Raw genomic sequence first — 19,235 nt, 5'->3', positions numbered from 1 at the left:
CGTCCTTTTATACTTCCTTAGTTACATTAAGCTTTTTCCATTTGCGAATCTTAGAACGAAAAGTCTTAAACGGTGCTACTGAATTAATATGAATCCATTTGACCATTGGCCATCTTGGATTGTTTCCTGTCCATTTCCGCACGCCTTGCGTAAAAAGTTCTTCATCACTTAAAGAATCAATCCAGTTCTGCCACTGATGTTCTGTCTCTTGAAATAAAGATCTTAACTCGTCTAATGAGTAGGCAGCATATGTATGATAAAACGATTGATATAATCCGCCAAGCTGATTCCATTTATAATCCGGTGAAGGTGTAATAACGGTTAACCCTGCTTTTTCATCCTTATCCCATTTCATAATAAGATTCAACCAGCCCAATTGATAAGCAATGATTTCTGCTGGGGTACGATCAACCCCTTCCATACGATTGTCTCTTTGGGAGTGCTCAATGCCATCAAATTCATGATCAAGAGACTGATAGGCAATATGAATCGCATCTTTCAATTCTTCTTTTGATAGATAATCTTGTGTAGACATCATACCCCTCCTTTAAAACACTTTTTTAAATTACTTTACAAACGTATTATGTACTCGCTCTGATTTCAATAAATATGCAGTCCAAATTGCACACGTAAACACTGACCTAATGATCCCTTTGAGTGAATCTCCATTTCCAAGTTCTCTGGCAAGCGGAATTTGATAAAGAATTTCACAAAGTGATTTTATTGCCCACAACAATACACTTACTGTTACTGCCATGCCCAAGCTCAGCTGTCTTTATGATAGGAATGGAGGCGGAATGGCTAATTTCCTTCACATACTCTTCTACTATCGGGAATTCATTAAAGTTCTCAAGTTCTGAAAACGACCCTAGAATCAATCCAGCACAAGCATCAAAATATTTCAATTGCTGGAGCTGAGCAAAAAAGGAGACTATTTTGTTAGCTCTGCCACTTAAACTCTCCAACAATAATATTTTGTCACAAGGATCCGGAAAATAGCTTGTCCCTGCCAGCTTCAAAAAACAGCGAATATTCCCCCCGATTACTATCCCGCTCATCTGGTTACCACGAACCCAATGATACCGGAAATCGTAAAGATCGTTTTGACCCTCGAAGAATGTTCGATAAAAAGCCCTTTGCTGCTCCGCCCCATCAGAAGACACTAGATTCATCAACTGATAATGATAGGATTTCGAATTATTTTGCGTATATAAAGCGTTCAAAATAACTGACAAATCACTTATTCCGAAAAAGGGTTTGGGGTTCATTCGGATACTTTCATAGTCTATGTACTCTAAGATCTGATTGGCAGAATCCCCACCTGAAATATCGAATATCGCGCTAATTTCAGTATTTTTAAATAGTTGATTCAGCTCCGCTGCTCTTTCCATGGGATTGCCGCTGAAATAACCCTCTTTTCTAAACAAAGTATTAGCCACCACTACATGGAGTCCAAATGAATGCAAAACTCTTTTTAATTCCTCTACTTTAGCTAGGTTTTCTACTCTCACACCATCTGAACAAGCAATCAGTCCTACTTTATTCCCGCGAGTAAATTTTAAGGTTGTGTTCATTTTAATAATCCTTTCGATGCTACTTTTTAGTTTAATCTCCTCAAATTTACGATCATATTTACACCATACCATATTTAGGGATTTGAATCATTTTCTTCTTGAAATTTTGAAACCACAACATGGTAATATAAGTATAATAATGCAAGATCAAATACATTGGGGGTGTACTAATGCGTAAATCACCGTTGATATTAAGCATGATATTATTTTCCCTGGCGTTAATTATGGGATGTAGTTCAGAAGTAGATGATGCTACTAAAGCCGCAGAGAAATATAAAAATGTAGAATATACCGTCAAGGCTTCTGAGGATTTAATGTCTGATGAATCCATTCTTGCGCGAAATGAAGAGATGAAACCGTATTTTACAGAATACTTTTCCGAAAAGGCTATAGCGAACCGAATTACAACTATCCCATTTAAAATCGCTGATACACAAAAGCTTTCTTTAAAACCGGAAAACCTAAAATTCAACCTTTCCGAACAAAAAAAGGATATTGTCGAGTTAAAATATACGGTGGATCTTGTTTTATTGGATAAGGATGACAAAGAAAGTAAACGTGTACCTTTGGAAGGTATATTGACTCTCTTTGATGTGGACGGTAAATGGTTAGTTCAAGGGGATCGATTTGATACTGTAGCATTAATGAACTTGATTGATGGGTGAATTTGAATATCCTTCTTATCATAAAAAGCAGACTGCTCTAATGAGCAACCTGCTTTTTTGAATTACATTATTTTTTTGCTCATCCTATAATTGACCAACAGAACACCTTTTCGTTCTATACTTTGTTTCGCAATAAGCTGGTATCCCAGTCGTTCAAAAAAAGGTTTAGCAGTGATGCTTGCTTCGGCATCCATTTCATAAAGACCCTGTTCTTTTGCTTTCAATTCAAGCTTATTCGCCAATGCAGAGGCTACACCTTGCCCTTGGTAATCTTTGTGAACATATAATCGATCCAAATGTCCTTCTGCTGTCATATCAGAAAAGCCCACAATAATATTATTAATTTCGGCTACATAAGTGATATTTTGACGTAAAGAAGCTCTCCAAGTATTAAGCTTAAGTGCCTCTTCCTCTTTAGGTGCCCAAGCATCCAGCTGTTCCTGTGAGTAGTCTTGTTTGTTTACGGAATGAACTGTTTCGTAGAACAATGAGATAATTTGAATAAGATCCGATTCTCGGTAAGCTCTAATATTCATTTTGATCTCCTTGCTGGCGATTGTAGTAACAGAAGTCAATCTCAAAACTCCACTAGATCGATTTTCCGGCCAGATTCAGCACTTTCCAGCGCTCCGAACACCATTGCCATACTATACCGATTATCTCTACAATTCGTCTCTGCAGGACGTTGCTCTGCCAATGACAAGAACATCTCATCCAAACACCCTTGATGGAATGTTTTACTCATCTCAACGTTTTCACCCTTTACACGCTTTACGTCACGAATGAACATATCGCTCTGATCTCCTGCAGTAACTACCTCAGCATATGGCAGCTCATGACCATCCCAGATTGCGGTTCCTTTCTCCCCGTTAACCCGCCAAGAAGCTTCCCATGACGTGGATGCACCTTCTGCACACCAAGATCCCTGATAGGTAAATATTGAACCGTCGGACATCTCGAAAATGCACACTGCCGACGCATTCCCCTCATACCATGAACCGGGAGGATTAAACTCCTGACAGTATACGGACACAGGGTTCGCGCCACTAATAAACCGGGCCTGGTCGAAGGTATGAATCGCCATATCCAGCAGCAACGGACTTTTCATAACATCACGGAACCCCCCGAAATGAGCCCCAAGGAAAAAGCTTGCACCGATAAATCCTGTTCTACCAATCGTTCCTGATTCTATGATTTTTCTTAAAGAACGAATACGAGGATCATAACGGCGGTTCTGCATCACCGCATGAGCGTTTCCAGTCCGTTCCGAGATCTCAACAATCTTATTACATTCCTCCATAGTCTCAGCTAAAGGTTTCTCACTAAACACATTACACCCAAGTTCCAATGCAGTGCTAGAAATATTGAAATGACTTCCGGGAACAGTAACGTCAAAGACGAGATTTGCTGCGGTCTCCTGTATCGCCTGCTTAATATCCGTAAACGTCAGACATGAAATCCCATGCTTCACGGCCATCGCCTCAGCCGACTCCAACCTTATATCTACTAGAGCAACGATCTTAGTATCTGTACGCAATAAAGCGTATTCAATCCATGCATTAGCCATTCCTCCGCAACCTGCAACTACTACCCGATACTGTGCTGTCATATTTCTCCCCCTGACTTATTAAAGCGGATTAGGCACAAAGCTGCCCCCGCGGCATTGTTTTAAATGATTCAAGGCATGTACTTGACCCATCATTTCCAGTTCATCCCGATAGACAGGATCATGCCAACCTTCAATATCAATGGTTCCTTTATAACCAGCCTGACGCAAAATGGAGATAACATCCGTCCAGTTCGTATCACCAAAACCCGGAGTACGGTGCCATACATAAGGTTTCGGGCCGTGGATTCCATATTCTTTTACAATATCCCAAGCGATGGTGGCATCCTTGCCGTGTACATGGAAAATCTTATCTGTCCATTTGCGCAGCTGTGGAATCGGGTCAATCAACTGCACCATCTGATGGCAGGGCTCCCATTCGAGTCCCATATTGTCAGCAGGGACAGCGTTAAACATCTTTTCCCAGGCTATTGGATGATGAGCGATATTCCAGTCCCCTGAAGTCCAATTGCCATCCATGGAACAGTTCTCAAAAGCAATTCTTACTCCGCGATCTGCTGCTCTTTTTGTCAGCTCACCAAATACCTCGGCAAACTTCGGAATCGATTCATCAATGGACACTCCTGGTAGTCGTCCCGTGAATCCTGATACCATATCAGTACCAAATACATGAGCATGATCAATAAGCCGTTCCCAGCTCGCTAATGCATCGGAATTGTCACCCGTATTCGTCAAAGGATTGCCAAAGATGCCAACCGATGAAATCACAAAATCATGTTTTGCCGCAAGTTCTTGCACACGCTTACCAGTTTCCACAAGATCTGTTTCACCTGTAGTCTGCCAGAAGGTTAAGCTAAAAGATTCGAAGCCATGACCTACGATTTGCGGAATCACTCTAACAGCATCTCCGCCTCCAACTAATGTGCCTATACGCATTGTATCCTTCATCTTGTGTACCACTCCAATATTGGTTTATAGTAAGTTCTATAACCCGAGTATATACTGCATTTGAGCTTAAAACTCTTATTATATTGTGTTTATATAGTCGTATATTGTGGGAGTTGAATAAATATTGAGCTATCCTAATGATCTTAAAGAATACCCTCAATTAGAAGGAAACACCTATCCGTTTCGATTGTTTTTTAATGAATGCAGACATGCGAAAATCGGCCAGAACATCCTTTTTCTACACTGGCATGAGCATTTCGAAATCATTATCATGCAAGCAGGCAGCGCCATTTTCCACATCGACAGCAAGCCCTACGAACTGCATCCCGGAGAGGTTTTGTTTGTTCCTTCTGGAGGTTTGCATGTTGGATATAGTCTGCGGGATGATCATGTCCGATTTATATCCGTCGTATTTCATAGTTCTTTATTTAAAGATTGGAAGCAAGATCCTCAACATGAACAATTCGTAGCTCCCTATTTGGAGAATCGATATCAGCTACCAGTTAAACCAGCGGCACTAGTTCCAACCTGTTCTACTTATTACTCTCTTCTGAACACTATCGTGGATGAAGTGCATCAGAAAGGTCCTGCATTTCAGTTGATCATCAAAAATCAACTTCATCTACTTTTTGTATTGCTCTCCCGTACCTTTTTGCCTGAGCAGGTTTCTGGCAGAACAAATGAACGTCAATCCTTCAATCGTGAGCGTTTTAAGCCATTGCTGGAGTACATGGAGAACCATTTTGATGAGAAAATGACTATTGAAAGCGCCGCGAGATCCGTTAATCTAAATCCATACCATTTCTGCAAAACCTTTAAGAAGCTCACCGGCCGAACCTTCATCGATTATGTTAATCTTTGCCGCGTAAATGAAGCAGAACGACTGTTGCTGGAGACAGATTTTACTGTAACGGAGATTGCTGGACGAGTGGGCTGCGACAATCCTAATTATTTTACCAAGCTGTTTAAGCAATATAAAGGAACTACACCATCCGGTATTAGAAAATAATTCACACTGGAAAATAGGAGATTATAAAATGAATTTAAAAGAAACGTTGATATGCATAAAAGAAAATGATTACCAAGCACCTTCCGATACCTTCCAGTTGGTACAAGAAATGATAAATAACATTGGTTCTTTAGATGCCCAACTACGGGATGAGCTAATTTATACAACTTTTTCTCATTGGATCCCAGGTAATTCTCTAACTACAAACGGACTGGAACAACTTATACCCGTTATCTTGGATAAAAACCATTTGCATTTTAAGCTTGGCGAAACCAATACAGACTCTGTCTTTACCAGATCTTTCTCTATGCTAGTTATCCCACTCCTCTTCATGAGGCATAAAGAATCACCATTTCTCTCAAGAGAGCAAATTCATCAGATAAAAGAGAAGGTATTTTGCAGTGTGCAAAATGAGCGGGATTACCGGGGGTATGACGAAGAAAAAGGCTGGGCTCATGCTATAGCCCATGCAGCAGATACTTTAGATGAATTGGCTCAATGCTCCGAACTGGATGAAAATGACCTCATAACTATCCTCGATTTGGTTTACGAAAAGATGACCATAACAGATCGAATATACTCCGATGGGGAAGATGAGCGAATGGTAAGATCCATAATGAGTGTTTTAGATAGAAAAATGCTTAGTCAGACTTATGTAGAGCAATGGATTCAAAGTTTTGGTGATGTGGAGAAAAATCCAGAATTTCTTCCTGCCTTTAAACAAAAAAATAATATAAAGAACTTTTTGAAAAGTTTATATTTTCGAGTTAAATATTACAAAGTACATGCCAATCTCTGTCCAACAATCGAGCATACATTATATAAAGTAGAAAAAGTATACTATTCCTAATTAAAAAAAGTGAGGGTTAGAGCACCCTCACTTTCCATCTACAGTTCAAATACGTGGAGCACTTGCTACCTGTTGACGGGTCTATTAGATTATTCAGTAATTGCTAGCTCCATCCTCCGCACACTCGCAAGCGCGGGAAAAGATTCCAGCACCATCCCTGTATTCCATAACTTAACCTGCTGTCCAACCTGTAAATCCTTAAAGCTGATGGTCTCTCCAGCTTCATTAAACATTTCAGATTTCGCATTGAATGTGAACCAGTAAGATGGATCTTCGTTACCAGGTTCAAGGATTAGAATCCGCTTCGCCTGTTTAGTATCGATATCAACGATTGTACCTACTACATGCGGATCACCTATTTCTGAAATATCATAGGTCAACATCTTTGGATCGATCCACTTTTCAATTTCAAGCTTAGCTGCTTCCGCATCATCTGACGGAATGGTAATAGTTACTTTATTACCAATCGTATCTACACCAGAGCCGTAGAGATTCAGCTTCTGGTATAGTTCTTGTTCATGCAACAATTCTTGAGCAGCTAATAACTCTTGCATCGTATATTTCACATCATGAAGTTCATAAGTACCTGCAGTGAAAGTCTGAGCAAGGCTTTGCTCAATCTCCGAGTTCAAACCTACAATATTAATATGAACCTTGTTATCTTGCAGATAAATATCTCCGTTAGGAATCTTCTGAGCTGATAAGAAAGTCTTAACCGCGCCTGGATCATCCATTGCGGGGTTCGTAGAAGCTAAAATTTGTGGTTCTGAACTAATTACAGGAGTTGGAACCGGCTCCTTATTCGCTTGTTGAGCCTCTGAACAGCCACTGATTAACAAAATAACAACGGGAATCCATATCCAACCAATAATTATCTTACGCATCCTATTAACACCTCCACTCTTCATCTTCTCAAACGAAGACCGGAAGTGATAGGTTGCAGATTCAGGAAGAATTCTCTAATCCAAAGTATAAGGAGCAAGACCGATTGGAAGTGCCGCAGGACGAGTGCAGGTGCTTTCCATTTCGTAGAATGAATGAGCATCAGAAGAATCATGGAAAGCCCACATTGCTTCTAATACGTGATAAGCCAGTTCTCCACTGGCACGATGCTCTCTACCCGTCCGAATGGCGTAAGCCATATCTGCTGGTCCAATCCCGCGGGTATTCTGATCATACCCTGACAACAACGGCTGTTCCGTCCACTCATTCTCACCCATAAGCCGGAGTTTCACGGGACCCCCAAAGTTATTCGGGTCTGGAACTTGAATCGTTCCTAGCGTTCCGTAGATTTCTATATGCGGCAGGTTGCTCCCGCCAAAGATATCAAAGCTTGTAATCAACGTTGCAATGGCACCATTTTCAAATCGTAAGGTTCCGGCTACGTGAGTTGGAATTTGAACAGGAATTTTATTCCCAAATTTCTTCTCGCTTGTAATCGTACGTTCTTCCAGCGCTTTCCCAGTCATTCCGCTAACCGTATGAATAGGACCCAACAGCTGCACCAAAGCCGTCAAATAGTAAGGACCCATATCGAACATTGGACCTCCACCAGCGGCATAATAAAATTCCGGATCTGGATGCCAATGCTCATGTCCACGGCCCAGCATAAACGAAGTAGCTGCAACAGGTTCGCCAATTACTCCTTCATCTATCAGCTTCAAAACCGTTTGAATTCCCGCTCCGAAGAATGTCTCCGGTGCACTGCCCACAAGTACTCCCTTTTCCCGCGCAGCTGACAGAACTTTGCGGCCTTCTTCTCTCGTCACAGCTAGAGGTTTCTCAACGTATACATGTTTACCTGCTTCAATAGCTTTTAGGCATACTTCCGCATGAACAGCTGGAATCGTTAAGTTGATTACGATTTCTATCTCTGGATCATTCAGTAATTGTTCTGTGGTATAGACGTTTGGAATATTGTATTTATCCGCTTGTTCTTGTGCTCTCACCAAATCTAAATCCGCACATGCAACTAGATCAAGGATCTCGAACTTTTGACAGTTCTCCATATAGATACTACTGATTTTACCGCATCCAATAATACCAACTTTGACTTTATCCATTCGCTGATCGCTCCCAGAATTTATTGACTGTCTGCCATTCCACTATAGCTATTCATAACCTCCGAAACATTGGATAATGCTTGCGCTTTACCTTCAGCTGCCCATATTAATCCTCTGCGCATCATTTCACGCACTTGCGGCTGATCTACAATGTCCGCATGATGCCCCAGTGAATTATAATAAACTCTGCCCAAGCCCCAACGTTTTGTCCAAGCTACTGGCATATCAACAGCCTTATTATACGAATGAGGCCCTTCAACTACTGGAAAACGAGTCGTAGCAAGAACTTCAACAGCTGGATCTACATGCAGATAATATTGCTCTGAGCAAACACTGAAATCTTCTAATCCTTCTACCAGAGGACTTGAGCTTTGACAAATCTCTACGGTATAGTTAACGCCGTCATTCCCAGGATGAGCTACCCATTGTCCACCCGTCATAAACTGCCAATCTACATTATTACGAAAAGAATCACACATCCCGCCATGGCAACCGGCAAGACCTGTTCCATGCTGTACAGCTGCGGAGACATGATTCACAAAATCCTGCTCGATTGTGCCCATTGTCCATACCGGCACGATCAAATCTAGTCCAAGAAGCTTATCTGCATCAGCAAAAGCCTCCAGTGTATTCGATACTTCAACTTCAAACTGTTCCTCTTGCAACATTTTAGCGAATATATCAGCGACCTGCTCAGGCTCATGACCCTCCCAACCGCCCCATACAATCAATGCTTTTCTCATCTTCAGCACTCCTTCTAAGGTTAGATTACATCTCGGATAAATCGACCCACCGGCGTTCATCAATAGAGCGTTCTACAGCCTCTAACACCGCTTGGCATTTCACTCCATCATTGAAATTCGGTTCTGGCTGACGACCTTCTTCAATTGCGTTAGAAAGCTCCAGCATTTCGTGAATAAACGTATGTTCAAAACCAATCGTATGACCTGGTGGCCACCAAGCCTCTGCATACTCATGAGCAGGATCGGTCGCCAGCACACGGCGAAAACCTTGTACATCCTCTGCATCCGAGGTCAAATAAACTTCTAATTCATTCATACGTTCGAAGTCGAATTTCACACTGCCAAGACTCCCATTGATCTCAAAAGAATTGGTAGAGCGATGACCCGCTGCGAATCTTGTAGCTTCAAAGCTGCCCAGAGCACCATTATCAAAACGGGCTAAAAATAAGGTGGCATCGTCAACGGTAACCTTACCCTTGGGTGCATCCTTATCTCCTTTAGCGCTTAAACCAGTCATTTCAGCGGCGAGCGGACGCTCTTTTATGAAGGTCTCGCTCATGCCGATTACTTCCTTCATATCACCTACTAAGAAATGAGCCAAATCTATGAGATGCGCCCCCAGATCTCCATGCGAACCTGAACCGGCGATATCCTTCTGCAGTCTCCACACTAAAGGGAAATCCGGATCTATTATCCAATCCTGTAGAAACCAAGCCCGAAAATGATAAATCTTTCCCAGCCGCCCACTCTCTATGAGCTTCTTAGCCAGTCGAACTGCCGGAGAAAAGCGATAATTAAAACCAACCATATGTGTAACTCCCGCGTCTTCAGCAGCTTGCAGCATTTCACGGGAATCCGCCAAGGTCAGCGCAAGTGGTTTTTCACAAAAAATATGTTTACCTGCTTTGGCTGCTGCCAAAGCTATCTCCTTATGCGCGTTGCTGGGAGCATTAATATCTATAAGATCAATATCCTCTCGAGCGATCAGATCCTTCCAGTCCGTAACACAATCCGCCCAGCCTAACTGCGATGCAGCTTCTCCAAGCGCTTCACTATTACGTCCACAGATTACAGACATTTCCGGTTTAAGCGCTTTCGGGAAAAACATAGGCAAACTGCGATAAGCATTACTGTGGGCTTTACCCATAAATTTATAACCGATCATTCCAATGCGAAGCTGTTTCATCTTATTCCTCCTAAGTGTTGATAGATTTAGATGAAGCTCGTATAACTAGTTCTGTCGGTAATTTGATCTGTACGGCTGGTGCGGGTACTTCTGCCAGATTGTTTCCCAGCAATTCAATGATTTGGGCTGCGGCAAGTTCACCTAGTTCGTAAAAGGGAACCCTCACACTGCTTAATGCAGGTGTGGTAAGCTCCGCAGCTTCCGAATCATCATAACCCACAATAGCTGGCAGGCGATCCCTTGGTATTCCTAACTCCTGTAGTCCTTGCTGCAAACCTATGGCCATCCGATCATTGGCGGCCATAATCGCATCAATCTCATTCAGCAAAGGCAACATTTCTTTGGCAGCTATAATTCCGCTTTTCCGGCTGAAGTTACCTTCGAACAAAAGTGAAGAGTCTACAGAAAGATTCACCTCTGCCAAAGCGCGGGTATACCCCGTTAAACGATCTCGGCTGTTGGAATAAGATTCTGGCCCATTTAGAAAAGCAATCCTCTTAAACCCTTGTTCCAGTAAGTGTTTAGCCGCTTGCCAGCTTCCTTCGACATGATCGGCATCCACCTCGTGAAAAGCTTCCCCAGCAAAATGCTGATTAATCAGACAAAAAGGATGGTCTTCTTCCTTCAAACGGCGGAGTGAGGCTAGCTCACCTGGCTCTTCTTTAGCGCCAAGCACAATGCAAGCATCGATCTTCCGCATCTTAAACAACTCGTTATAATCCATTGGCGCTTCGGCATTCCGAAACAGCATTAACAGATCATAACCCTCTTCTCGCGCCTTGCTCCCTATTCCACTTAATATTTCCGAAAAATAATAAGTGGAGAACAAGCGGGCTTTCGGCAAATAAGGCATCACTACACCCAAGTTCCCGCTCCGTCTACGAGCAAAGCTCTGAGCAAGTGAACTAGGGGTATAGCCTAGCTTCAGTGCAGCTGCCAACACACGTTCCTTCGTTTCTTCCTTAATCGGACCAACATTGTTTAACACGCGAGATACTGTGGCTTCTGAGACACCTGCAAGCTCGGCAACCTCTTTACGGCTGGCGATATAAATTCCTCCTTCTCATAGGTTATGAACAGTGACATTTAGCCTCGTTCAATTCGCTATTCGAAAACGCATTCATTTAATGTACGCGCGTACATTTTCTCATGAACAAGGCTCTTCGTCAACCCTAAGATTGGATAAATTTAAAAGACGTTCATATACAGTAAGGGGGAAGAACGTCTTTCTTTTTCTTTTCAACTATCCGCGAGGCACTAGCATTAGGACACCAAGTAAAATGATAATCAGAAATAAGTAACTCTCAAATTTTTTAGCAGGAATACGTTTATTCACATATACCCCAAGGACCGTAGCTAAGAGAATTGCTGGAATAGAATATCCATAAAGAACAAGAGCATCCACCGTCCACAATCCCCCGATAGCATGACCCGTTACAACGAGTACACCCGAAATAAGAAAATGAGCTTGCAACGTACCCCGAAAACGATCCGGATTCCATTGTCGTAAAGTACCATAGATCACGACAGGGACACCATTAAAGTTATAAGCACCGCCAAGTACACCCGAAGCGAATCCGAAAGGATACACCCAGCCTTTTGCCTTAAGCAATGGATGATCGATCGTCTTAAATATTCTCTTCTTTATCACCGAATAAACTCCATAAACAATCAAAAATATACCAAGGCCAGTCATAATTACACTTGCCGGTGCTAAATAAAGCATGACTAGTCCTACAGGAATTCCTATCACTGTTGAGAGTGCTAATCGAATCAAAATAGGTCGTTCTATATGCCGCCACCCACTCACAACTGTAAGTGAGGCAACCGTGAGGCCTGCCAATCCAATCAAAGAAACTGAGGTATGTATAGGAATCGGGAGCAGTGCAAGCAGTGGCATGCTCACAATCGCTTCACCAAAACCAAACACGGTTCTCATTAAGGCACCTATAAATACTGCTACTACGACTAGTGTAATTATTGTAACGCTCAATCGCTTAATCCTCCTCCTAATCTTATCCATCCGTAATTGTGCATAAAGTCCTCACATTTCCAGAACATCTGAATACATTCCTTATTTCCACTCTTCTAATTATAACATATTAATTATTCTAAAACAGATATTAATAGAGGATTAACATGCAATTTAACGTCTCTTAAACCCTATATAACGCCGCCAAAACTATAAGATAATGGAGATATACATATATTTAACTAAAATCCTTTAAAATCGATTATAGCAGCTTGTGTGTAGTTCCTGTTTCCTGAAAAACTAGCTGAAGTACTAAACAAAAAAACTGATCCCTCTTAACTTTGATGAGGTATCAGTTTCTTATTTTTTGACGTATTTATTTAGGTGTTATCTTTCAGCCACACTTGCACATGCTTTAGAAATTTTTTGGTGACGGGAGAAGCGTATTTCATAGAGTGGACAGCAATTCCTAACGATCTGAAACTACGTTCCTCCAATTCTAGCATGGCCACATTATAATTTTGCCGGGTCAAGACAAGCTCTGGCAAAATACTAATGCCAAGGCCTTTCTCCACCATCGACATAATGGCATAGTCATCACCTGCTGAGAATTTAACATTAGGTTTAATACCCGCCTTATCCAGCACACGTCTAACATCATAATCCGAGCCTGCTTTCGGGATAATGAAATCCTCTTTAGCAATTTGCGATAAGGAAAGAAAGGGTTCTGCACTAAGTGGATTCTCTTTAGATACAATCCCTAACATCCGGTCTTTTTTTAAAGGAATTACGTCAAACTTCTCACGTGTAGGCAGTGAAATAAAACCGCAGTCGATCACTCCAGCCTCTATCCATTGCTCAACCTCCAAATAACCGCCTTCCATCAGCTTGATTTCTATATATGGGTATTCACTGCGAAATTGCTTAATCATCCCTGGCAGCCAATGCACTGACACACTGGTGAACGTACCGATGGTGATCGTGCCAATCTCTAGCCCGTGGATGTCCGCTACCTCCTGCTTCAATTTCTCGTTCCACTTCAAGATTTCACGGATAGGCTGCAGAACTTGTTCCCCGTTTACCGTCAATTTCACACCGGATCTATTTCTAATTAATAACGCGAACCCAAACTCCATTTCCAAGCTGCTAATGGTGTGACTAATTCCGGATTGCGTAAAACCCAGCATTTCTGCTGCTTTTGTTAAGCTGCCTAGCTCTACAACTTTCAGAAAAATCTCATATTTATTAATGCTCAACCTCTGTTCCCACCCTTATAATTACATAAGTTTTACTCATGTATCCTATGATAAACATTCAGTTACCTTATGTATAGAGCCGTATTATACTATATTGAGTTGAAAATGAAGAAGGATGGATGAAGAGATGAAACCGCTCAAAGCTGAGCTGCTGCTGTTAGTTGTAACATTATTTTGGGGCTCCTCCTACATATTTATGAAAATGGGGTTAGGTACGTTAGGCGAATTCAATCTGATTGCACTCCGCTTCGGACTTGCTTTTATATTAGCCGCTATGATATTCCACAAACGATTAAGACGAGTAGACATGAGAACATTAAAATATGGTGCTCTCCTCGGATTCCTCCTGCTAGGTGTATTCACATGTATAACCTTCGGACTTCAAACAACCACCACCTCAAATGCAGGATTTTTAGTTGCATTGACGGTTATTTTTGTACCGATCTTGGATCGAGTTATTTTCAAAAAAAGAGTTGCACCTCCGCAAGTGTTCGGCTCCATCCTCGCCATAGCCGGGATTGGACTTCTTACCTTAAATGCAACCTTAACTATTCAACCGGGTGACTTTCTGTGTATTCTTTCGGCAGTGTTCTATGCGGTACAGATCTTATTTACAGGCAAGGCGGTAAAAGAATGTGATTCCCTGAATATTGGAATCTTGCAGTTAGGATTTGCCGGAGGGTTGGCCTTAGTGTTGTCCGCAATCTTCGAGACACCTTCGCTCCCCTCTACTTTGCCAGGTTGGGCAGCAATTCTAGCGCTTGGTATCCTATGCAGTGCCTGTGGCTTCATCCTGCAACCTATTGCTCAAAAATATACTTCACCAACCCGCACCGGACTAATCTTCTCCCTTGAGCCGGTCTTCGCTGCGATGTTTGGTTATTGGTTCGCTGCTGAGAAGTTATCGATGCAAGGCTATGCTGGCGCAGCGCTTGTTCTGCTGGGAATCGTGGCTTCTGAGCTGCTTGGTAAAGCAAGTCTCCCCGCATCGTGGGCTCAGAAGAAACCAGAGCATTTATAACAATAAAGGCGTCGTTCAACTATACAAGCTGAACGACGCCTTTTCTATATTATCTATGTTTTTGGGTTCAATTAATGCCCCATCATCATCGCCGCATCTGCCTTCTGTCCCTCTCCAGAGGTAGGATCGCCAGCAGAAAGCTTAGGCTTGCGCAAAATAATACTCATCAATACACCTACCACTCCTATGCAACCAGACAGGAAGAACACATCATCAAAACCACTAACTGCGGCTGTCAAAGGATTACTTCCCGCTTTCAGTGCTCCCATATGAACAGCGATCTGACTAGTCAGGTAACCTGTCATTCCAGCTATAGCAAATGAAACAACGACTTGTTGAGCAGCAGCAGTAAGTGAAGTTACACTTCCCACCCATTCACGTGGAGCAGCATTCAAGACATGAGTATTCAAAGGCATCATCGTTAGACCCATCCCAAAGCCTAAGAAACCCAGGTATGTCATAATTAACGATAAATTTGTTGTAACACTAATTCCGGATAACAGGAACAAGGTGACCGTAATGATACTAAGTCCAACAAACGCCAGCGGACGAGCCCCGATCTTATCAAACAACCTGCCGCCAATCGGCATTCCGATTGCTGAAGCTAAAGCCTGCGGAAGTAGAATCAAACCGGTCTCCAGCGGGGTATAGCTTCGAATCTGCTGCAGGTAAAGGGGCACAAATAACATGGACCCAAACAAAGCAGCTTGCATAACCCAAGTTAAAATAATACCCCGAGTGAAATCCGACGAACGGAAAACTCGCAGTTGTAAAAGCGGATTTTTGTGAAGCAGCTCCACAATGACAAGAAGGATCAATGCAACCCCTCCAACAGATAAGCCAACAATAGCGGGAGTAGACGACCAGCTTGTTCCACCGCCTTCATTCACCCCATAAGCCAACATAGAGAAGGCAATTGGGGCAAGGATAATGCCTAGGATATCGAGTTTGCCTTTGCTCTTTTGTTCAGACTTCGGCAAATATTTAACACCAAGAATAATGCCAACAATTCCAATAGGTACATTAATCAGAAAGATCCAGTGCCAGCTTACGTACTCCACCAGCCAACCGGATAAGACTGGACCGAGTGCCGGTGCTAAGAGCATTGGAATACCAAGCATCCCCATAATAGAACCTCGACGTTCTACTGGAGCTAATTTAAAAACCATCGCCATCCCAATGGGAGCAACCATCCCCCCGCCAAGACCTTGAATGACTCGAAAAATAATGAGCTGAGATGAGCTTTGTGCAACCGAACATAACATAGAGCCAAGAATAAACATCGTAAGAGTTGCCAGAAAAACTTGTTTCGATCCAAAACGATCGGTCATCCAGCCCGCGAGTGGGATTACTGCCGCTAAAGCTAAAGTATAACCCGTAATCGCCCACTGAATCGTTTTGAGATCGGAAGCAAAATAATCAACCAGCTTGGGAACGGCCACATTCACAACAGTACCATCCAGAATAACCATAATCATACCGACAATAATAGCAAGAAGCGGGGGGATGATTGCTTTTAACGAAAAGGGTTGCTCTTCTGCAGAACTCATTCCGGTCAATGTTTTTGTCATCCAGTACTCCACTCATTTCTCTAATTTAATTAAATGCTTTATTTATTATTTCAAATTTTAATTTACATTCGATGAATCTGGAAGTCAACAAATAAAACCATTTTTTACATTAAAAACACATCGGGTTTACGATACCCTTCAGAAATTATCTGGGAAAGTATATTAGAACAGCAAAAAGACTATGCATAATCCCCTAAAATCTTCTCGCTTGGGAAATGTGCATAGTCATCATGGAATCATTTTCCGATTAGAGTGTCTCTCTAAATTCTATAATTTTGCCCGATGTGTTCAAAATAATTTCAAGTGGAATCTCTGTCTCTGCAAAATCCAATACACAGCGGATAGAAAATTGATCCTCGTTATAGCTACTTTTTGTAGATTTAATCCCATGATAATTCCCGGCTTTTATCGTAATTTGCTTCCAGTCTTCCAGTAATCCATTTGAGCTTGGCTTATTTACGACCACATCATAATGATATCGCTCCGATAATTCATTATATTTACCGCCGACCAGTAACCCCGCTATAACACTCGCTGTCACTTCAGGGGTATACACTTCAACTTGATTGGACTCCCCATCATATGAGGTTAATAAACCAATTGTCTTAAAAAAGGAGATTGGAACATAGATATGATCCTGTCTGAATTCGAAATCATCTTTAAAAACCAACTCTTGTGCATTATTGATGCTAACTAAATGTTCGTTAAGCTTCCATTTAATTATTTCATTTATCTTTGTTAGTGTTATAGTTTCTGAACTTTTTTGATATGTTGTTGTATATTTCAGTGCATTGGAAGCCTCTCTGAGCGGAATCATGACCGTGGAACCCTTGTTGTAGGCTGAATGGGGATCAGTTTCCAGTAGTTTACCATTCAAAATCACGCTAACCTGGCCGGAGTCTGCCCATACTGTTGGAGCGGCAAATCCACCAAATCCATTAGTTAAAAACAGAACACCTAACACAACTACCGCTGCCATTTTGATCATCGCTCGAAACCTCCCTTTAGTTATTACAAGTATTATGTGCGTTTCCAGCATGTGCTAATCCTAAGGATAATAAAGCCAAGAAAAAAAAGAAGCCGTTCAACATTATGTTGAGCCACTTCTTTAGAAATGATTATTCCACCTTGAAGTCAAAATACTGCTTAGGAAAAGGTTCTTTTATCAGCGTAAAATGCCACCATTCCTTACTATAAGGTTTAAAGCCTTGCTTCACCATAACCTCTTTGAGAATTGCGCGATTTGCTTTCTGAGTCTTGGTGATCAACGATGTATCATAAAAAGAGATCTCTCCGAAAAAATCAAACGGGCTGCCCATATCTACATCTACACCGGTCTCTTTATTGACGATCGTTAAATCGATGGTACTGCCTCGAGAATGTCCTGATTTTTTCGCTATAAATCCGAGTTTGAATAAATTACGTTTATCCAGTAGCGGGTAATATTGCTGCTTCATCTTAGTATCCGCGGAATTCTGTGACCATCTTACAAAATGATTCACCGCGGTCTGCGGACGATAAGCATCATAGATTTTTAGGATATATCCTTTTTTGGCTAAATCCTCACTTACTGCCTTCAAGGCTGTAGCTGCAGTCTGTGAAAAGATCGCTAAAGGCGCTTTATAACCATCAATCCGCTTCCCTACAAAATTATTGTCTCCGTAATAGCGAATTTCAAATTGGGCAGTAGGAATCACTTCATCCAAATAGACAAATCCTTGCGGCAGGCGGTTTTTCTTCTCCAGCTGCATTTGCTGCAGTACATTGTCTGTAGATGATCCAACGTAAGCTGCATCTGCGCTGCCCATAAAAATCGTGTTTGTCCATAACAACAGCACAAATGCGAAAACTATAATTTTTGTTCCTCTAAATCCGCTTCTCAATAGATCCCGCCTCTTCATTTCGAATTAACCGTTTGATTCAGAAATTTCTCCACTTCAGGTGTGAGTTTATTATTCGTGGAATCAAGTAACTGCAGTAGTTTTTCTAAAATCATTAGGATTCTGGTGTCGCCTTTGTTTCCTTTTAATGCATTCTCATACGCCTTCTTTACTTCAGGTTTGATTACTTGCTCATCATAGTCATAAGCTGGTGTGTTGCTTGATCCATATAATAAGCGTGAAGTTGCATTGAGCAGCTCTTTTTGAAGAACGGTTGACCGATTGGAAGCTGGGTATTTCGTCACAAAATCCTCCAGTGCAAGCGCCCTGTTCGTTAACTCTGTCCAACTAATCACAATAGCTGCATCAAAAACACTTGGTTGATTCGATTCAGTGGCCATGATATCTATATAAGCAGCGATGTCCTTCGTGACATACGGCTTAAAGCTTTTGAACCCCTCATAATGCATCACTGGATAGTACATGCCCTCACTAGTCTCCAGCTTATACCCCTTATCCCGTCCTTCAATTAACATATTGCGTACATTGGGATCTTTGATCGCATTAAGGAGTGTGCTGTATGTTAGATTTTTGCTTTTGGAAAAAGCATTATTTATCTCTTTCTGAACATTCTCCGGAAAAACCTTCTCAGAGTACACAGGTAAATATGCCTTCTGTGCATTTTCGAGCTGGAGTGTCATCTGAGTTGCTGTCCAGGTATCCACTTCTTTGATATGGTTAATCAAATAATTCCGTGCGTTAGCAAGAGATGCCGGTTTCTGTACATATTGTTGGAATTGGTTATAGACTTTTGCAGATTCTTTCACAGTTGCGGCAGCTACAGTATCAGTTGTATGTATACTCCCAAACCCTCCCATAGAGCCTAGGGCAAAGGCAATACTTAACAAGCCTGTTTTTTTCCATCCCATT

The 19,235-nt window shown here is 41.8% G+C and carries 20 protein-coding genes; 4 read left to right on the top strand and 16 right to left on the bottom strand.

From position 1 onward, the window contains the following. Positions 1-7: 7 nt before the first annotated feature. A complete protein-coding gene (locus MHI25_RS14340) occupies positions 8-535 on the bottom strand; it encodes a ClbS/DfsB family four-helix bundle protein (RefSeq protein WP_076278990.1) in 528 nt (175 codons plus the stop codon). 172 nt (positions 536-707) lie between these two features. Beyond that, positions 708-1,574: a S66 peptidase family protein gene (locus MHI25_RS14335; protein WP_340395563.1), complete on the bottom strand. Its 867-nt coding sequence runs from the start codon at positions 1,572-1,574 to the stop codon at positions 708-710. Positions 1,575-1,744: 170 nt separating this feature from the next. On the opposite strand from MHI25_RS14335, the gene MHI25_RS14330 reads away from it, so the two are divergent. Next, positions 1,745-2,239 (top strand): hypothetical protein, encoded by a 495-nt coding sequence (locus tag MHI25_RS14330; protein ID WP_076185978.1) that lies wholly within the window; start codon positions 1,745-1,747, stop codon positions 2,237-2,239. A 62-nt stretch (positions 2,240-2,301) separates the two neighbouring features. Here the strand turns inward: MHI25_RS14330 and MHI25_RS14325 are convergent, their stop codons facing one another. From MHI25_RS14325 to MHI25_RS14315, 3 genes are read right to left on the bottom strand one after another with little or no spacing between them, the layout of a single operon-like run. Next, the gene (locus MHI25_RS14325) at positions 2,302-2,775 is read right to left on the bottom strand and encodes a GNAT family N-acetyltransferase (RefSeq protein WP_248548186.1); all 474 of its coding nucleotides are present in this window, start codon (positions 2,773-2,775) and stop codon (positions 2,302-2,304) included. A 41-nt stretch (positions 2,776-2,816) separates the two neighbouring features. Then, positions 2,817-3,848, bottom strand: coding sequence for a Gfo/Idh/MocA family oxidoreductase (locus MHI25_RS14320; RefSeq protein WP_248548185.1), 1,032 nt, complete (start codon positions 3,846-3,848; stop codon positions 2,817-2,819). 18 nt (positions 3,849-3,866) lie between these two features. Further along, positions 3,867-4,754, bottom strand: coding sequence for a sugar phosphate isomerase/epimerase family protein (locus MHI25_RS14315; protein ID WP_076129303.1), 888 nt, complete (start codon positions 4,752-4,754; stop codon positions 3,867-3,869). 124 nt (positions 4,755-4,878) lie between these two features. Here MHI25_RS14315 and MHI25_RS14310 point away from each other — a divergent pair, with 124 nt between their 5' ends. Both MHI25_RS14310 and MHI25_RS14305 read left to right on the top strand, forming a co-directional pair. Beyond that, positions 4,879-5,763 (top strand): AraC family transcriptional regulator, encoded by an 885-nt coding sequence (locus tag MHI25_RS14310; RefSeq protein WP_076185982.1) that lies wholly within the window; start codon positions 4,879-4,881, stop codon positions 5,761-5,763. Positions 5,764-5,791: 28 nt separating this feature from the next. Continuing rightward, positions 5,792-6,613 carry a DUF2785 domain-containing protein gene (locus MHI25_RS14305; protein WP_076194322.1) on the top strand — a complete coding sequence of 274 codons (822 nt, stop codon included), beginning with the start codon at positions 5,792-5,794 and terminating at the stop codon, positions 6,611-6,613. Between the two features lie 89 nt (positions 6,614-6,702). Here MHI25_RS14305 and MHI25_RS14300 read toward each other — a convergent pair whose 3' ends face one another. The 7 genes from MHI25_RS14300 to MHI25_RS14270 form a co-directional block, all read right to left on the bottom strand. Continuing rightward, complete coding sequence (locus tag MHI25_RS14300) at positions 6,703-7,497, bottom strand: hypothetical protein (protein ID WP_076185986.1); 795 nt, start codon at positions 7,495-7,497, stop codon at positions 6,703-6,705. Positions 7,498-7,572: 75 nt separating this feature from the next. Beyond that, the gene (locus MHI25_RS14295) at positions 7,573-8,676 is read right to left on the bottom strand and encodes a Gfo/Idh/MocA family oxidoreductase (protein ID WP_076194324.1); all 1,104 of its coding nucleotides are present in this window, start codon (positions 8,674-8,676) and stop codon (positions 7,573-7,575) included. A 20-nt stretch (positions 8,677-8,696) separates the two neighbouring features. Beyond that, a complete protein-coding gene (locus tag MHI25_RS14290; RefSeq protein WP_076194326.1) occupies positions 8,697-9,419 on the bottom strand; it encodes a ThuA domain-containing protein in 723 nt (240 codons plus the stop codon). 25 nt (positions 9,420-9,444) lie between these two features. Then, positions 9,445-10,605: a Gfo/Idh/MocA family oxidoreductase gene (locus MHI25_RS14285; protein ID WP_076185992.1), complete on the bottom strand. Its 1,161-nt coding sequence runs from the start codon at positions 10,603-10,605 to the stop codon at positions 9,445-9,447. A 10-nt stretch (positions 10,606-10,615) separates the two neighbouring features. Then, positions 10,616-11,659: a LacI family DNA-binding transcriptional regulator gene (locus MHI25_RS14280; RefSeq protein WP_076194330.1), complete on the bottom strand. Its 1,044-nt coding sequence runs from the start codon at positions 11,657-11,659 to the stop codon at positions 10,616-10,618. Positions 11,660-11,848: 189 nt separating this feature from the next. Next, a complete protein-coding gene (locus MHI25_RS14275; protein ID WP_076185994.1) occupies positions 11,849-12,598 on the bottom strand; it encodes a sulfite exporter TauE/SafE family protein in 750 nt (249 codons plus the stop codon). Between the two features lie 359 nt (positions 12,599-12,957). Further along, positions 12,958-13,833: a LysR family transcriptional regulator gene (locus MHI25_RS14270; protein WP_076185996.1), complete on the bottom strand. Its 876-nt coding sequence runs from the start codon at positions 13,831-13,833 to the stop codon at positions 12,958-12,960. 127 nt (positions 13,834-13,960) lie between these two features. On the opposite strand from MHI25_RS14270, the gene MHI25_RS14265 reads away from it, so the two are divergent. Next, positions 13,961-14,854, top strand: coding sequence for a DMT family transporter (locus tag MHI25_RS14265; RefSeq protein WP_076129293.1), 894 nt, complete (start codon positions 13,961-13,963; stop codon positions 14,852-14,854). Positions 14,855-14,925: 71 nt separating this feature from the next. On the opposite strand, the gene MHI25_RS14260 is transcribed toward MHI25_RS14265, so the two are convergent. The 4 genes from MHI25_RS14260 to MHI25_RS14245 all read right to left on the bottom strand — a co-directional run bounded on the left by MHI25_RS14260 (position 14,926) and on the right by MHI25_RS14245 (position 19,234). Continuing rightward, the gene (locus MHI25_RS14260) at positions 14,926-16,425 is read right to left on the bottom strand and encodes an MDR family MFS transporter (protein ID WP_076194336.1); all 1,500 of its coding nucleotides are present in this window, start codon (positions 16,423-16,425) and stop codon (positions 14,926-14,928) included. A gap of 247 nt (positions 16,426-16,672) precedes the next feature. Continuing rightward, positions 16,673-17,413, bottom strand: a complete 741-nt coding sequence (locus MHI25_RS14255; RefSeq protein ID WP_340395562.1) for a copper amine oxidase N-terminal domain-containing protein — start codon at positions 17,411-17,413, stop codon at positions 16,673-16,675. A 130-nt stretch (positions 17,414-17,543) separates the two neighbouring features. Continuing rightward, positions 17,544-18,308 (bottom strand): M15 family metallopeptidase, encoded by a 765-nt coding sequence (locus tag MHI25_RS14250; protein WP_218640422.1) that lies wholly within the window; start codon positions 18,306-18,308, stop codon positions 17,544-17,546. A 14-nt stretch (positions 18,309-18,322) separates the two neighbouring features. Further along, entirely contained in the window at positions 18,323-19,234 is a 912-nt protein-coding gene (locus MHI25_RS14245; RefSeq protein WP_076194340.1) for a hypothetical protein, read from the bottom strand. Between the last annotated feature and the right edge of the window lies 1 nt (position 19,235).

The organism is Paenibacillus sp. FSL E2-0177, assembly GCF_037992975.1.
Lineage (GTDB): Bacteria > Bacillota > Bacilli > Paenibacillales > Paenibacillaceae > Paenibacillus_AQ > Paenibacillus_AQ odorifer.
This window is presented reverse-complemented; position numbering and strand designations above follow the sequence as displayed.

Coding starts and splice junctions, on each gene's coding strand:
- MHI25_RS14340 (WP_076278990.1), bottom strand. CDS start 535: ATGTCTACACAAGATTATCTATCAAAAGAAGAATTGAAAGATGCGATT.
- MHI25_RS14335 (WP_340395563.1), bottom strand. CDS start 1,574: ATGAACACAACCTTAAAATTTACTCGCGGGAATAAAGTAGGACTGATT.
- MHI25_RS14330 (WP_076185978.1), top strand. CDS start 1,745: ATGCGTAAATCACCGTTGATATTAAGCATGATATTATTTTCCCTGGCG.
- MHI25_RS14325 (WP_248548186.1), bottom strand. CDS start 2,775: ATGAATATTAGAGCTTACCGAGAATCGGATCTTATTCAAATTATCTCA.
- MHI25_RS14320 (WP_248548185.1), bottom strand. CDS start 3,848: ATGACAGCACAGTATCGGGTAGTAGTTGCAGGTTGCGGAGGAATGGCT.
- MHI25_RS14315 (WP_076129303.1), bottom strand. CDS start 4,754: ATGAAGGATACAATGCGTATAGGCACATTAGTTGGAGGCGGAGATGCT.
- MHI25_RS14305 (WP_076194322.1), top strand. CDS start 5,792: ATGAATTTAAAAGAAACGTTGATATGCATAAAAGAAAATGATTACCAA.
- MHI25_RS14300 (WP_076185986.1), bottom strand. CDS start 7,497: ATGCGTAAGATAATTATTGGTTGGATATGGATTCCCGTTGTTATTTTG.
- MHI25_RS14295 (WP_076194324.1), bottom strand. CDS start 8,676: ATGGATAAAGTCAAAGTTGGTATTATTGGATGCGGTAAAATCAGTAGT.
- MHI25_RS14290 (WP_076194326.1), bottom strand. CDS start 9,419: ATGAGAAAAGCATTGATTGTATGGGGCGGTTGGGAGGGTCATGAGCCT.
- MHI25_RS14285 (WP_076185992.1), bottom strand. CDS start 10,605: ATGAAACAGCTTCGCATTGGAATGATCGGTTATAAATTTATGGGTAAA.
- MHI25_RS14265 (WP_076129293.1), top strand. CDS start 13,961: ATGAAACCGCTCAAAGCTGAGCTGCTGCTGTTAGTTGTAACATTATTT.
- MHI25_RS14260 (WP_076194336.1), bottom strand. CDS start 16,425: ATGACAAAAACATTGACCGGAATGAGTTCTGCAGAAGAGCAACCCTTT.
- MHI25_RS14255 (WP_340395562.1), bottom strand. CDS start 17,413: ATGATCAAAATGGCAGCGGTAGTTGTGTTAGGTGTTCTGTTTTTAACT.
- MHI25_RS14245 (WP_076194340.1), bottom strand. CDS start 19,234: ATGGGATGGAAAAAAACAGGCTTGTTAAGTATTGCCTTTGCCCTAGGC.